13 protein-coding genes are annotated in these 15,244 nt (G+C 61.1%); 12 read left to right on the top strand and 1 reads right to left on the bottom strand.

Translation table 11 applies throughout. From position 1 onward, the window contains the following. Window positions 1–78 precede the first annotated feature (78 nt). Window positions 79–1,023 carry a LysR family transcriptional regulator gene (locus HU724_RS11110; RefSeq protein ID WP_186565412.1) on the top strand — a complete coding sequence of 315 codons (945 nt, stop codon included), beginning with the start codon at window positions 79–81 and terminating at the stop codon, window positions 1,021–1,023. Next, the gene (locus tag HU724_RS11105; RefSeq protein ID WP_186565414.1) at window positions 1,020–2,039 is read left to right on the top strand and encodes an AraC family transcriptional regulator; all 1,020 of its coding nucleotides are present in this window, start codon (window positions 1,020–1,022) and stop codon (window positions 2,037–2,039) included. The genes HU724_RS11110 and HU724_RS11105 overlap by 4 nt, the downstream gene beginning before the upstream one ends. A gap of 114 nt (window positions 2,040–2,153) precedes the next feature. On the opposite strand, the gene HU724_RS11100 is transcribed toward HU724_RS11105, so the two are convergent. Continuing rightward, window positions 2,154–3,851, bottom strand: a complete 1,698-nt coding sequence (locus HU724_RS11100; protein WP_186565416.1) for a sulfatase-like hydrolase/transferase — start codon at window positions 3,849–3,851, stop codon at window positions 2,154–2,156. 389 nt (window positions 3,852–4,240) lie between these two features. Here HU724_RS11100 and HU724_RS11095 point away from each other — a divergent pair, with 389 nt between their 5' ends. Genes HU724_RS11095 through HU724_RS11050 form a run of 10 tightly spaced genes read left to right on the top strand, consistent with a single transcriptional unit; the run spans window position 4,241 to window position 15,231 of the window. After that, window positions 4,241–5,593: a UDP-glucose dehydrogenase family protein gene (locus HU724_RS11095; RefSeq protein WP_016774103.1), complete on the top strand. Its 1,353-nt coding sequence runs from the start codon at window positions 4,241–4,243 to the stop codon at window positions 5,591–5,593. Continuing rightward, complete coding sequence (locus HU724_RS11090) at window positions 5,590–6,624, top strand: NAD-dependent epimerase (protein WP_076567416.1); 1,035 nt, start codon at window positions 5,590–5,592, stop codon at window positions 6,622–6,624. The genes HU724_RS11095 and HU724_RS11090 overlap by 4 nt, the downstream gene beginning before the upstream one ends. Before the next feature lie 14 nt (window positions 6,625–6,638). Next, complete coding sequence (locus tag HU724_RS11085) at window positions 6,639–7,385, top strand: sugar transferase (RefSeq protein ID WP_016774101.1); 747 nt, start codon at window positions 6,639–6,641, stop codon at window positions 7,383–7,385. Beyond that, window positions 7,385–8,032, top strand: coding sequence for a CpsD/CapB family tyrosine-protein kinase (locus HU724_RS11080; RefSeq protein ID WP_024012451.1), 648 nt, complete (start codon window positions 7,385–7,387; stop codon window positions 8,030–8,032). Before HU724_RS11085 ends, HU724_RS11080 begins: the two co-directional genes overlap by 1 nt. A 21-nt stretch (window positions 8,033–8,053) precedes the next feature. Further along, window positions 8,054–9,076: a polysaccharide biosynthesis/export family protein gene (locus HU724_RS11075; protein WP_016774099.1), complete on the top strand. Its 1,023-nt coding sequence runs from the start codon at window positions 8,054–8,056 to the stop codon at window positions 9,074–9,076. Between the two features lie 16 nt (window positions 9,077–9,092). Next, window positions 9,093–10,685 carry a GumC family protein gene (locus HU724_RS11070; protein ID WP_186565418.1) on the top strand — a complete coding sequence of 531 codons (1,593 nt, stop codon included), beginning with the start codon at window positions 9,093–9,095 and terminating at the stop codon, window positions 10,683–10,685. After that, entirely contained in the window at window positions 10,682–11,773 is a 1,092-nt protein-coding gene (locus HU724_RS11065) for a glycosyltransferase family 4 protein (RefSeq protein WP_186565420.1), read from the top strand. The genes HU724_RS11070 and HU724_RS11065 overlap by 4 nt, the downstream gene beginning before the upstream one ends. Then, entirely contained in the window at window positions 11,770–13,137 is a 1,368-nt protein-coding gene (locus HU724_RS11060) for an O-antigen ligase family protein (RefSeq protein ID WP_122602587.1), read from the top strand. Before HU724_RS11065 ends, HU724_RS11060 begins: the two co-directional genes overlap by 4 nt. Beyond that, complete coding sequence (locus tag HU724_RS11055) at window positions 13,134–14,102, top strand: glycosyltransferase (RefSeq protein WP_186565422.1); 969 nt, start codon at window positions 13,134–13,136, stop codon at window positions 14,100–14,102. The genes HU724_RS11060 and HU724_RS11055 overlap by 4 nt, the downstream gene beginning before the upstream one ends. Beyond that, window positions 14,095–15,231 carry a glycosyltransferase gene (locus tag HU724_RS11050; RefSeq protein WP_186565424.1) on the top strand — a complete coding sequence of 379 codons (1,137 nt, stop codon included), beginning with the start codon at window positions 14,095–14,097 and terminating at the stop codon, window positions 15,229–15,231. The genes HU724_RS11055 and HU724_RS11050 overlap by 8 nt, the downstream gene beginning before the upstream one ends. Window positions 15,232–15,244 lie beyond the last annotated feature (13 nt).

Below are 15,244 nucleotides of genomic sequence, written 5' to 3'. Positions count from 1 at the left end.
ACAGGCGTGTACTTATGCCAGCGGACGTGCTATCGATCCAATGCATTAAAATTATCCGCGAAATGCAGGAGACGCATGATGGATCTTCGCCAGCTTCGCCACTTGGTCGCCCTCGCTGATTACCGCAACTTCGGTCGCGCCGCCGAGGCGATCAACCTCAGCCAACCGGCCTTCAGCCGCAGCATCCAGACTCTGGAGCGTGATCTTGACTGCGCGCTGGTCGAGCGCAGCAGCCGCGAATTTCGCCTGACCGGGCAAGGCGAACTGGTGCTGCAACATGCGCGGCGCCTGCTCGCTGGCAGTCAGGCGCTGCACAACGAATTGACGCAATACAACGGCCTCACCGGCGGCGAACTGCAATTCGGTTGCGGTCCGTATCCGGCGCAGGTGCTGGTGCCGGAAGCGCTGGCCGACTTCATTGATGCGCATCCGGCGATTCGCACGCGGTTTCATCAGGGCGACTGGCAGCAATTGACGCTGTGGTTGCGCGAGCAGCAGATCGAGTTTTTCGTCGCGGACGCGCGGCACTTTGTCAGCGATCCGCAGTATCAGGTGCACCTGCTGCGCACGCGGCCGGGACGGTTTTTCTGTCGCGCCGGCCATCCGCTCCTCGCGCAACGAGACCTGCGATTGCGCGCCCTGCTCGATTACCCGATCGTCGGCACGCGCATTCCACCGATGATCCGCAAGGTGCTCGCCGATATCCTTGGTGAGCAGGACTTCAACCCGAGCGTCGAGTGCGCACAATTTGACGCAATCCAGCGCGTAGTGCTGCGCTCCGACGCGGTGGGGCTGGCCACGCTTGAGGCCTTGCGTGAACAACTTGATCGCGGCCTGATCGAGCTGCTCGACTTTGTCGACGTCCCCCATGACGAGCCGGCGCTGCAACTGGGTTATGGCATCGTCAGCCGCGCCGGTTTTACCCTGACGCCAGCAGCGCGGGCGATGATCGAGGCGATCCTCAGCGTCGATCGGCGTTTGCTGGCGGCTAACGGAGCGACGGGAGACGCGCGCACAACATGAGCAAACCCCATCCGCAATCCGTCAACGCTTTTTACGCGCCGACCCTGCTGCCGGCCATTGAAGAATTGCTCGCGCGCGGCATCAGCCAAGGCGCAATCGAAGCACAACTGCGCCGCAGCCTGTTCGATCTGCGCACGCCGTTCACGCGCATGCCGCTGCTGATGTCGCGGCGCTTCTGGGCGTTTGCCGTGGAACAGAGCGGCGATCCACTGATCGGTCTGGCGGCGGGTGAACGCTTCGTTTCGACGGCCACCAATGGACTGACCTATCTGTTCGATGTCGCCGTGTCGCTGGAACGTGCCTGTGAGTTTTTCGCCGAGTACTTTGCGTTTTTCAACGGACATTTCCGTGTGCAAATCCTGCGTGAAGATGGCGGCGTAAAACTGCGCTTGGTCGAAGCCGGCAGTCTTGGTGCTCCGGCGGCGCTGACCGATTACATCCTTGTCAGCCTGTGCAGCCTGGTGCGGCGCAAGTTGCTCGCCAGCGGTGTGAATCGTGATCCGGTGCTGGGTGTGGCGCTGGTGTCGGCCAGCCGCGAGCAGCATCAATCGGCATTGCGCACCCCGGTGAGCGCAGAGCAGTCATGCGCGGCGATTTATCTGGATCCTCAGCTGTTCGTGATGCCGTTGACACCGGGCAATCCGGCATTGGAAACAACGCTTGTCGATCTGCTGGAGCAGACCCGATGTCTCAGTGAATCGACCTTGCTCGGACAGCTCAGCGATTATCTGATCGAAGATCTGGCTTCAGCGGACTGGCAGCAGTTCTGTGCTACGCAGCATGTGCTTGAGCGCACGGCGGCAAGGCGTTTGAAGGCGTTGGGCTGGACTTTCAGCGAACTGCTTGATGAGCATCGGCGCTATCGTGCCGAGGACCTGTTGCAGTCCGGGGCGCTGGAGCTGGTCGAAGTGGCGGATCGGTTGGGTTACAGCGATGTGCAGGGATTCAACCGGGCTTTCGCGCGCTGGCTGGGCTGCGCGCCTGGGGAGTATCGGGCGCGGTTCAACAAGGGTTGAGACTGTCGCAGCCTGTCCCGACTTGTTCGCGAGCAGGCTCGCTCCCACCTTGGAATGCAATCCCCTGTGGGAGCGAGCCTGCTCGCGAAGAGGCCCGCCCGAGCAATCCAAAACTCACTGCCCCGCAGCCACACTCGCCGGCGCCCGCTCAGGCGTAACGATGCTGCCCAGATCAATATGCTTCCACTCAGGCTTGGCCCCCAAACGCGCATTGAAGCGGTAGTTGAACGTGAACTCATCCGCCGTCGGCACGCTTAGCGGTTTGCCATACACCGCTTCGATTGCGCCCAAGTCGTAGCCCATCACCTGCAACAGCGTCGGGAAGATGTTGTAGTGGCTGGAGCGGTCCTTGTTTGCCGGCAGATTCGCTGCCCAGTCCGGCGCCTGCAATCCACGACCCTGGATCACCACCAGCGGCACCAGCCCCTCCTCTTCCACCGGGTCGCCGCCGCAATGAGTATTCAAGCCCGGGTTGCCGCGTTCATGCAGATCCTGGCCATGATCGGAGGTGTAGATCAGCAGCGCATTGTTCAGGTTGGCCTGGGCAAACACCCTGGCGAAGAACTCGCCGACGTTCCACAACAGCGTGTTCTTGTAGGCGTTGCGATACAGCACCCAGTCATCCGGCTGGCCGTTGAAACCGGTGCGTTCGCCAGTGTCGGCGACTTCAGTGAACTGTCCGCGGGGCAGCGTCGGCCGGTAAGCCATGAACACATCAGGGTATTTGTCATGCACCGGAAAATGCGCGCCGACCTTGTTGATCACGATCAGCTCGGGGCGATTGTTGTTGAGCAGTTCGATCAGCTTCGCCGCTGCCGCCATGTCGCGGTCGCGCACGCTGGTCTGGTCGAATTGCACGAAACTGTCGATGTCGTTTTTTTCGGCGGCGGTCATCAGGTTCTGCAGGTTGCCGGCGGTGCGCTGGGCGTCGATGTAGACCGTGCCGAGCCCGGCCTTTTTCGCGTACTGCCAGATCGACGGCAACGTGCTGTTGATGCGTCTGTAGTCGGCGCGGGTGCCGCCGTAGCGCAAGGTGACGTTGGTGTCGGCGCTGCAATTGGCAATGGAGGCGGCGTAGCCAAAGTTGAAGACATCGACCCCGGCCGGCGCTTGCTTGAGGTTGCTGTGCACGCCGAACGGCGCGTTGATGTCGAGGTAATTGCCGGAAATGCTTTCGTCGATGATCAGCACGATGTCGTGGCCGACGGCTGGCGTGGCGCGCGCAAGCGTCACCGCTTCACGGGGGCCAACGGTATCGTGCAGCGCTTCGTAGGCAAACAGATTCAGGTAGGCCAGCGGCGTGTACATGATCGGCAACCCACGTGCGCCCTCACCCGCTCGTAGAAACAACAATCCGCTGAGCATCAATACGCCGACGAGGGGCGCCGCGACCCGCAACGTGTTGGGTATGAACAGCGCATGACGCGGCTTGAGTCCGATGCCGAACAACAGCAGCAAGCCACTGAGCACCGCGCGCAGGATCGCATCGCGATACTGATAAGCCGCTTCCTGAATGAAGCCGCCGGAGTACACCAGCGAAACGAAATCGCTGTACCTCAGGTAATCCGCGGTAACCCGTGTGTAAACATCAAAAAAAACCGCTGCGGCAAACATCGTTAATGCGAATGCATGTCGAACGAGAGCCTGACGTATATAGGCAGTTAGATATAACGCGAAAGTAAGCGCCAAAAACATCGCGCCAAAAACAAGTACATTCAAACCCCACCCGATAGCATTTAACCGATCCAGGTAGTAGTCGGAAAAGAGCAATAGATAGGTAACTAAAAGCAGTTCCTTGGCGTATTTGAACATTGCGATACCGGCCGTCCGAAATGGGAGGTTGTCAAAGCTTTGTCGGTCAGAACCTGACACTAGCACCCAGCCATCAAAGCGCAAGAAATGACTGATAGGCGGGTAAAGCGTCAAAAAAACGGTGACTCAAATCTGACACAGCTGTAGCGATTAAAACCTTTAATTTCGGGGACTTAGACCGTCTGTCGGTTAAATAAAATCTGAACAAATCTGCAGGAAAACAACAAATTCAATCGCAGCAATGACTTGATGGCCAATCGCCAAAAACGCCTCAAGTGTTATACCCGCGCAACATGTCATTTTGCTGACACGCTTTCCAAAGCCTGCGCTATACCCCTTTAACAATCTCATTCCGCAGTTAACTTTTCTGGTTTTATTGAGGTGCGCAGATGGACGTGAGCGTATTTGGCACTGGCTATGTCGGACTTATACAAGCCGCTGCACTTGCCGATGTCGGCCATCGGGTTTTATGCATTGATATTGATCCGAACAAGATCAAACAACTGCAACAAGCGGTGCCGCCCATCAGTGAACCAGGCCTGTCCGCAACACTTGAAGAAAACATCAAGGCCGGGCGCTTGTTGTTCAGCACCCAGGCCAGTGATGCGGTGACTCACGCCGAGCTGATTTTCATCGCCGTCGGCACCCCGGCGGACGAAGACGGCTCTGCCGACCTCAGCCATGTGCTCAACGTCGCCCGGCAAATTGCCGGCCTGATGGAAGCCGATCGCACGTTGATCATCAAATCCACGGTGCCGGTCGGGACTGCCGATCAAGTCCTGGCCACGGCCACCAGCGAATTGCTGTTGCGCGGCAAAACCGAGCTGCAGGTGCGCGTGGTATCCAATCCGGAATTTCTCAAGGAAGGCAGCGCCCTCGCCGACTGCATGCGCCCGGACCGGATCATCATCGGCACCCGCGACGACGCTGCCCGCGAGCAGATGAGCGAGCTCTACGCGCCGTTCTGCCGCAACCACGAAAAACTGATGTTCATGGACAACCGCAGCGCCGAGCTGACCAAGTACGCGGCCAACGCGATGCTCGCCACCCGCATCAGTTTCATGAACGAACTGGCCAACCTCACCGAATTGCTCGGCGCCGACATCGAAGCGGTGCGCAAAGGCATCGGCTCCGACCCGCGCATCGGCTACCACTTCATTTATCCGGGCTGCGGCTTCGGTGGCTCGTGCTTTCCCAAGGATCTGCGTGCCCTGCTGCACACCGCCGAACACAACGGCATGCCGTTGAAACTGCTGCGCAGCGTCACCGACGTCAATGACAGCCAACGGCACATCCTGTTCAGCAAATTGCGCGCGCAGTTTCCGCAAGGCCTGGCCGGCAAATCCATCGCCGTCTGGGGCCTGGCGTTCAAACCGAACACCGACGACATGCGCGAAGCCCCCAGCCGTTACCTGATGGACGCGTTGTGGGCCGAAGGCGCCAGCGTGCAGGCTTATGATCCGGAAGCCATGTCCGAATGCCGGCGCATCTACGGCTACCGCAACGACCTGCACCTGTGCGCGACCCGCGACGACACCCTCGAAGACGCCGACGCGCTGGTGATCTGCACCGAGTGGAAAAACTTCCGCGTAGTCGATTTCGAACTGCTCGCCGAGAAGCTGCGTTCGAAGGTGATCATCGACGGGCGCAACCTGTACAACCCGGAACAGGTTGCCGCCGCCGGCCTGCATTACAGCGGTATCGGTCTGCGCCACATCGCCCCTGAAGGGCTGCGGCCATGAAGATTCTGGTGACCGGTGCCGCCGGTTTCATTGGTGCCCATTGCGTCCTGCGCTTGCTGCGTGACGGGCATTCGGTGGTCGGCCTGGACAATTTCAACCACTACTACGACCCGCAGCTCAAGCACGACCGCGTGCAGTGGGTGCGCGAGCAGGTTGGCGATTTTCCGCTGGCCACGGTGGATCTGGCCCACGCTTCGGCGATCGACGCATTGTTTGCCCGCGAGCAGCCGCAAGTGGTGATCCACCTCGCCGCACAGGCCGGGGTGCGTTATTCGCTGGACAATCCACGGGCGTATCTGGACAGCAACCTCAACGGTTTCCTGAACATCCTCGAGAGCTGCCGGCATCACCCGGTCGAGCACTTGATCTATGCCTCGTCGAGTTCGGTGTACGGCGCCAATCAGCACACGCCTTACTCGGTCAAGGATGGCGTCAACCATCCGCTGTCGCTGTACGCCGCGACCAAGAAAGCCAATGAACTGATGGCGCACAGCTACAGCCATCTGTTCGGCATTCCCTGCACCGGCCTGCGCTTTTTCACCGTGTACGGGCCTTGGGGCCGGCCGGACATGTCGCCGATCCAGTTCGCCCGGGCGATCAGCGAAGGCGAGCCGCTGAAGCTGTTCAATTACGGCGAGCATCAGCGCGATTTCACCTACATCGACGACATCATCGAAAGCATCGCTCGCCTCATCGATCAGCCACCACAAGCCAATCCGCAGTGGGATCGCGAGCAGCCCGACCCCGCCAGCAGCATGGCACCGTGGCGCCTGTTCAACATCGGCGGGCAGCAGCCGGTTGCACTGAAAACCTACCTCGCGCTGATGGAAAAACATCTCGATCAGCAAGCCATTGTCGAGCTGCTGCCACTGCAACCGGGCGACGTGCTCAACACCTGCGCCGAGGCCAGCGATCTGGCCCAGGCCACCGGATTCCAGCCCCGGATAGAACTGGATGAAGGACTGGGCCGCTTCATCGCCTGGTTCCGCGACTACTACCCCACTGCCCGTGCGCCGCTTGCGGCTGATTGAATGCGGAGGACGCCATGACTGGACATGAAAGAAGTGTGTCGATTGCACAGATGCGCCCTGACAAGCGCGTCGACCCGGAACATCGCATGCGCCTCGACGCAGCGATCCACCGTCAGGGTCGCGGCTGGCTCAGCGGCCGCGATGGCGGCCGCCCATGGCAGCTGTCGCGGACCAATCGGGTGGTCGCCTGCCTCGGCGCGCTGACGATTCTCGTGCTGATCTCGCCAGTGCTGCTGGGTCTGGCCCTGGCCATCAAGCTCACCAGCCCGGGGCCGGTGCTGTTCGTGCAGAAACGCACCGGTTATCGCGGGCGCAAGTTCGGCATGTTCAAGTTCCGCACCATGGTCAGCAACGCCGAAGAACTCAAAGAGTCGCTGCGCCACCTGAACAAGCACGGGGCAGACGCCATCGACTTCAAGATCGACAAGGACCCGCGCGTCACCGGCATCGGCAGTTTTCTGCGGCGCACCAGCCTCGATGAGCTGCCGAATCTGATCAACGTGGTGACCGGCGACATGCGCCTCGTCGGCCCTCGCCCGACCTCGTTCAACGCTTACCGCTACAAGGACAATCACCTCGCGCGTCTGGCGATCTACCCCGGCATGACCGGTCTGTGGCAGATCTCCGGACGCAGCAACATCGACTTCGACCAGCGCGTTGAGTTGGACCTCAGCTACATCGCCGAGCAGAGCCTTCTGCTTGATCTGAAGATTCTGTTGAAAACCCCCTTCAAAGTATTCAGCGGCCACGGAGCAAGCTAATGGACGGTTCAACCAATAAAAGCCTGAGCATCGCCAGCCCCAGCGAATCGAATCTGACTTCGACCGTGCTGGATCTCGACCTGCGCATTCTGTTCCTGACCGCCGCCAACCCCGGCGCCGGCACTACCACCAGCGCGCTGGCACTGGCCAGTCAACTGGCGCAGATGAGCAGCGGCCAGGTGTTGCTGGTCGATGCCAGCCAGTCGGCGAACAACCTCACCCAGCAGATGAACCTCGGCAAGGAGCGCGGCCTGCGCGACCTGCTGTTCAACCCGGGCAACCCGCCGCTGTTGCAGGACTGCGTGGTGCAGGTTTCGAGCCTGCCCTTCCATGTGCTGCCCAACGGCCGGCCGATCCGCACGCTGGAACACCTGACCGCCGAGCGCCTGAGCCCGTTGCTCGACCAGTTGGGCAGCCAGTACCGCTTTGTGGTGATCGACGGCGACGCGGTGTATTCCGCCGCCGACACCCTGGTCATCAGTACTCAGGTCGACGGCGTGGTGTTTGTCGTGCGCGCCGAAGACACCCGCTGGGAAGTCGCCCAGGCCGCTGTGCAACGCCTGACTCAGGCCGGGGCGAAAGTGGTCGGCAGCGTGTTCAACCGGCGCAAGTACTACATGCCCAAATGGCTTTACAAAAACCTGTAAGCGAACGCAAAGGATGACGCCATGAACGCCAGAATGCTTGTCCTGCTGTTGCTGCCGCTTGCGGGCTGCACCAGCACTTCCGAGACCCGCAACATGCCGGTGAATATTCTCACCGCCACACCGGCCAATGCGCAGGCCACCGACATGCCGCGGGTCGAACAGACCCTGCGCCCGAAAGACGTGCTGGATGTGATCTTTCACATCAGCACCAGCGGTTCGGACGCTTACCGCGTGCAATCAGGTGACCAGATCGGCCTGAATTTCACCGCCGCCAGCCAGCTCAACGGCACGCAACTGGTGCTGCCCGACGGCACCATCGAACTGCCGGGCGCCAACACTTCGGTGAAAATCGCCGGGCTGACCAGCGAAGAAGCCCGTCAGGAAATTCAGCGTGCGTATCAGCGCAAGCAGCTGTTCCAGCCCAACCGCAATCAGCTCTCGGTACAGATTCTCAGCCCGCTGAGCAACGAGCAGAACCTTAAAAGTGCGCTGAACCATCCGGCCACCGGTATGAGCCGCGAGATCACCGTCGGCACCGACGGCTATGCGAGTTTTCCAGAAATCGGCGCCGTGCCGCTGCAAGGCATGACCGTCAATCAGCTGGAAACCTTCCTCAATCAGAGATACGCGCAACTGCCGGGGCGGATGACGGTGGACGTGCTGCTCAAGTCCACCGCCGGCAACGAGATCTACGTCCTCGGCGAAGTCGCTCAACCGGGCTCCTACCCCATCCGGCGGCCGGTGTCGGTACTCGAGGCACTGACCCTGGCGCGTGGTACCAACGTCAAGGCGCGGCTGGATTCGGTAGTGATCATGCGGCGCAACGGCAATCAGGTGCAGGCGATGAACTACGACGTCGAGAAAGCACTGTCCGGGGACGCGCCACAAATCGCCTATCTGCAGCCGGATGACATGCTCTACGTGCCAAAAACCAAACTGGCCAGCGCCGGCGAACTCGCCCGCCAACTGGCTGATGTGGTGCTGTTCCAGGGCGTCGGTTTCAGCTTCGGCTACCGCGTCGACAACAAAGGCAGTGACAACTGACTCTCAGGTGACCGACATGAACCCAAAAGAAAATTACCTGCATGAGTTCTTCAGGATTTTCTTCGCCAACAAGCAAACGGTGAAGCGCATCTTCCTGACCTTTGCAGTGATCGCCCTGCTCCTGCCGTTGCTGCTCAAACAGAGCTTCGATATCACCGCGCAGGTCATCGTGCAGTCGAAAAAGCTGTCTCAGGGCGATGCGACCACCTCGCTGACCCAGGACAGCGCCACCTTCATTCCGCCGTCGCTGGCGGACATGGAAACCGAAAGCAACATCCTCCGTTCGCCGGCGCTGATCCGTCAGACCATCAGCGAACTGCGCGACATGGGTCAGTACAACCCGCCGCCGGGGATGCTCAGCAAGCTGGCGGGCGAGCCATTCAAGCGTTACGTCAGCACGCCGCTGCGCGAATACGTGATCAATCCGCTGCGTGATGCGCTGGGCATGCAAACCGATCCGGTGCGCGACACGGCACTGGACGGTTTGACCCAGGACGCCATCGACAACCTGAAGATCGAAACCCTGCCGGGTTCCAATGTGATCTCGATCGTCTACAGCTTCCCCGATCCGGCCCAGGGCACAACGTTTGTTGCCGCGTTGCTGCAGAACTATCTGGTCGATCGTCAGGCGTTGCAATCGATCGAGCTGCCGCATTCGTTCTACGAAACCAAGAAGCATCAGTATCAGGTGCGGCTCGATGGTCTTGAAGGCGCGCGGCTGAGCCTGCTGGAAAGCGTCGGTTCTTCCGACCCGAAAGAGGAAATCACCTTTCGCCTCAACGCGATCAACACCGAAGAGCAGGCACTCAACCTGTATCGCGATCGCTTGCTGCAGAGCCAACGCTGGCTCGATTACCTGAAAACCAGCCTGGCCGCCGCCAACACCAACAAGCTCAACGACTACACCTTCCCGTTCACCTTCACCACGACGGTGGACAACATTGCGTTCGAGGATCGCGAGATCAGGCAGATGGGCGAGGCGCTGACCACTCAGGTCAGCCGCTATATGAATGACTTGGCGGTATTCCAGCCTGGCAGCGAGCCGATGTTGCTGGCCCGCGAGCAAATTGCCCGCACGCGCCAACAGTTCCTCAAAGTGGTCAACAACCGCATCCAGGAACGCACGATCGACCTGTCGGTGGTGAGCCAGGTCATCGAGCAGAAAACCGCGCGCATTGCCGAGTTCAAGAATCGCATCCATCAATTGCAGCAGACCCAAAGCAAGCTGCGCCAGATGGACACCGAGATCGGCGCGTTGCACGCAGCGTTTTCCACCTATGCGCAACGCTTTGCCGAAAGCAGCACGACACGCGCGCTGGACAACGACCTGTCCAACGCCCGGGTATTGAGTCCACCGTTCGAGCCGACCGAGGCGGCTTTTCCAAAGCCGATGCTGATCATTCCATTCGGGCTGTTCACCGGACTGCTGCTGGCAATCGCCTTTGTCTATGTGCGTGAGTTCTTCGACCATCGCTTCAAGCATCCGGCGCAAATCAGCAATGAACTGGGCGTGCCGGTGCTGTTGGTGCTCAACGAAGAAACGTCGCAGCCGGGCAATCCGCACAAGAACTGGACCATGCCGAGCCTGGTTCACTGGGTGCGCAATTGAACGCGGTGTCCACCCCAATCGTCGCCCTGCCGATCATTCATTTGCTCAGCAGCGGCGGCTTCTACGGGGCCGAGCGGATGTTGCTGGATCATTGCCTGGCCACGCCGGGGCAGCACCAGGTGCTGTTCCTTGACGCGCCGCCAGAACTGATCGCGCGCTTTCGTGAAGCCGGGGTGGACGCTCGCGTTTGTTCAGGGCTGGGCGAGCTGTTGCGACACTTGCGTCAGCGCCGTGGCGACAAACCATTGCTCAATACGCACAACTTCAAAGGGCTGCTGTTCGGCTGGGTCGGCGCCACGCTGCTGCGCCTGCCGCTGGTGATCACCCAGCACGGCTTCACTCCACGCAGTCGCAAGCAGAAGTTCTACACCTGGCTGAGCCTGCAACTGTGCCGCACGGCGTCGGTGAAACGGGTGGTCTGCGTGGCGCAAAGCATCGCCACGCTGCACCTTGAGGCCAGCGTGCGCGCGGAGAAGTTGCAGGTGATTCCCAACGGTCTGCCAGCGGCGCCAGCGATGCCGCCGCTGGCAGAGCGGCAACGCTGGCTGGCCGGTTACGTCGGGCGGTTGAGCAGTGAAAAAGGCCCGGACCTGTTTCTCGATGCGCTGATTGCGTTGTGTCACCAGCATCCGCAACTGGACGCGGTGATGCTCGGTGACGGACCGGAACGCGAGGCCTTGCAGGCGCGCATCGACGCTGCCGGGTTGCAGCAGCGGGTTCGCCTACCGGGCTACCAGACGGCGATGCAAGGCTGGTGGCGGCAACTCGATGCGCTGGTGATCAGCTCGCGCACCGAGGGCACTCCGATGATTCTGCTCGAAGCGATGCAGGCCGGCGTGCCGGTGGTGGCGTTCGCGGTCGGCGGTATTCCGGATGTCTTGCAGGATCGTCACAACGGCCTGCTCGCGGCGCCGACGGATACCGCCGCCCTCGCCCGCCAGCTCGACACACTGCTGGCCGAACCGAAGCTGGCCGCGCAGTTGCGCGACAACGCCAGACGCACCCAACAGGAACGCTACGACCTCAAGGCTCTGGCCGAACGCTGGTCGCAGCTGTACATCCAAACGGCACGGGAGACACGCGCATGATTTTCCCGCTCTCGATCGTCAGTCTGTTCGCCCTGGTCAGCCTCGGTTTGCTGGCCAGTCCCTGGCCGTATCTGGCGCCGGGGGCGGTTATTGGTCTGGTCGGTTTCACCGTTCTGTACCGCAAGCCGACCTGGGGCCTGCTCGGCATTGCCGCGCTGGTGCCGTTCGAAGGTTTCTTCAAGGACAGCTCGGTATCGGGCAGCAAATTGATCGGTGCCTCGCTGGCAGTAATCGTGATGCTGCAACTGGCGCTGCACCAGATCCCGTCGCAACGCCTGCGCAGCAATCTGTGGCGTTACCTGATCGGTTTCATGGCGCTGTACCTGCTGAGCCTGTTCGCCAGCGACAATCTGGGCATGTCGCAGACTCATCTGCGTGAACTGAGCGTGGGCCTGGTCTTGTTCGTGATCACCCTGTTGATCGGCCGTGAGTTGAATCTGGATCTGTTCGCCCGACTGGTCACCCTCAGCGTCAGCACGACCTGCGCGATGGCGATGTTTTCCAGCCGATTCCAGGACAAGGGCCGCGCCGCCGGCCTGCTCGAAGACCCGAATGCCTTTGCCCTGCTGATCGCTTTCGCCGTGCCGCTGGGCCTACTGCTGGTGATTCGCAGCCCGAACCTGCTGCACCGTTTGTTCTGGGCTGGTTGCTGTCTGTTGCTGCTCGGCGGCATGACCAAAACCGAGTCGCGCTCAGGGCTGGTCGTACTGGCGTTGAGTCTGGCAATCGGGGTCTGGCACTACCGCCAGCAGTTGACCCGCATTCGTCCACGGCATTTCGGCTTCGCCATGCTCGGTGCTGCGATCATCCTGCCCTTGGCGATCTATGCGATGCCGGCCGGTTATCTGGCACGCATTCAATCGCTGAGCATCCTCAGCGCCGGGGCCAAGGCCCAGGACGAATCCCTCGGCCGTCGCGCCTCCTACATTGTCGTTGGCAGCCAGATCATTCGCGAGCATCCGCTGCTCGGCTCCGGCCCTGGCACCTTCCCGCTGCACTACGCGACCACCGGTTATGCCAAGGCGTTCTCGGCCAACCGCAAGATCGGCGACCTGTATCGCCGGGCGCATAACACTTATCTGGAGATCTTCAGCGAACTGGGGATTCCCGCCGGCCTGCTGTTTGTCGGCATGCTGGTGCAGGGTTTCTATAACCTGATCCGTGCACGACGCACGTGGCTGCAACGGCGCGAGTGGCAGCACGCAGGCATGGTTACCCATCTGGGCATGAGCTTTCTGTCATTGACGCTGTTCCTGATGTTCCTCAGTGCGCCGAACCTGAAATACCTGTGGATCATGCTGGCGCTGACCTGGGTGCTGCGCCTGAAAGCCGAGCAGGCAGCGCTGACGGAGGCCAAAGCATGAGCCGGATCAGCATTGTCATTCCGATGTTCAACGAAGCCCGGCATATCGGCCGAACGCTGCTGGCCGCCAGCAAGGCCGCGCACGCAGCCGACATCGACTGTGAATTGATAGTCGTCGACAACGGCTCCACCGACGAAGGGCCGCAGATTGCCCGCGCATTCGGCGCGCAGGTTCTGCTGCTGCCCGGCCTGCTGATCGGCGCCTTGCGCAATCGTGGCGCAACGGTTGCCCGTGGTGAATGGCTGGCATTCATTGATGCCGATATCGAGATGCCGGAAGACTGGCTGAAGCAGATGTTGGCTTTGGCTGCGGGCGACCAGGGCGACGTCTTCGGCCTCGACCTGCACACCCCTGCTGCCGCGCCATGGTTCGCCGCCGCGTGGCAGCGCCGCTCTTTGCGCCCGTCGGGTGGCGCCACGCGCACTGTGCAATGGCTGCCCAGTGCCAACCTGCTGATGCGCAAGCAGTGGTTCGACAACGTCGGCGGATTCAACGAAACCCTGCGCACCGGCGAGGACAAGGAATACACCCTGCGTCTGCACAGACACGGTGCTCGTCTGCTGTCGGTCAATACCAGCGTCGCTCTGCATTGGGGCTACGAAATGACCTGGCGCGAATGGGTCGGCAAGGAACTGTGGCGTCAGGGCAGTCATCTGCAATTGGTCCGGGCCCACGGCATGAGCTTGCGTCTGCTGCGGTTTCCGCTGCTCTCGTTACTGGTGTGGCTGATTGATGCTCTGGCGATTCTTGCGTTGCTGGGCGGCTACGCGCAGCAGGCGTTACTGCTGCTGATGGCAGGCCTGCTGCCCAGTCTGCTGCTCAGCCTGCGGCAAAGCATTCGCCAGCATAACCTCAGCCTGACCTTGCAGCTCTGGGGCCTGCACTGGGTGCGCCTGCACTTGGCAAGCGCAGCATTGATTCTCGGTCTGTGTCATTGGAATGCAAGGAGGCCTGCCCGTGGCTGAACTCATTTTTTGCCTGTGCCTGTTGTTGCCAGCGTACGCCTACATCGGCTATCCGCTGCTGCTCACCTTGCTCGCGCCACTGTTCCCGGCCTGGCGACATGCCCCCGCACCGCCGCTGAACGTCAGCATCGTGATTGCCGCGCACAACGAGGCACGCCATATCGAGCACAAGCTGCGCACGCTGCTGGCTCAGGACTATCAGCCGGCCGCGTTGCAGATCATTCTGGCCAGCGACGGTTCGACCGATGACACCGTGGCTTGCGCGCACAAAGTGATTGATCCGCACATCACCGTGCTCGACCTGCCGCGCCAGGGCAAAGCCGCCACGCTGAATGCCGGCGCCGCCCTGAGCAGCGGCGACATTCTGGTGTTCACCGATGCCGACAACCAGTGGTCGCGCGACACCCTCGGCCACTTGCTCGCGCCGTTGAGCGATCCACAGGTAGGCGCCTGCGCGGGGCACATGGTGATCCCGGTTACCGGTGGCGGCCTGAGCATCGGCGACAGCCTGTATCGGCATTACGAAGGCTGGTTGCGCCGGGTCGAGAATCGCACCGGCTGCATGGTCTCCGCCGACGGCGCCCTGCTCGCCTTGCGTCGCGAGCTGTTCCAGACCGTGCCGGCCGAGGTCAACGATGATTTCTTCATCAGTACCTGCGCACCGGTGGCGCATAAACGCATCGTCTACGTGCCCGAGGCGCAGGTGATCGATCAGGGCGTCGACGAAGCGGACAAGCAATGGCGTCGCCGCCAGCGGGTCACCGTCGGTGGCCTGCAGAGCCTGGCGCAACGCCGTGAACTGCTCAATCCCTTCAAGCACGGCCTGTATTCGATCGCGTTGATCAGCCACAAACTGATTCGTCGACTGGCGCCGGTGCTGTTGTTGCCGCTGCTGCTGAGCAATTTCTGGCTGTGGAACCAGCACGGTTTCTATCGCCTGAGCCTGCTCGCGCAATTGCTCGGTTACTCGATTGCCATCGCCGGCCTGCTGGATTCGCAACACCGTTTACCGAAACCGTTCCGCCTCGCGGCCTTCCTGCTGGTGACGCTGGCAGGCATGAGCGTCGGCCTGTGGCAGTTCCTGCGCGGGCAACGGTACGCACAGTGGAATCCTGACCAGAATCGTTGAGAGGGCGCATGCC

This window comes from Pseudomonas iranensis, assembly GCF_014268585.2.
GTDB classification, from domain to species: Bacteria; Pseudomonadota; Gammaproteobacteria; order Pseudomonadales; family Pseudomonadaceae; genus Aquipseudomonas; species Aquipseudomonas iranensis.
This window is presented reverse-complemented; position numbering and strand designations above follow the sequence as displayed.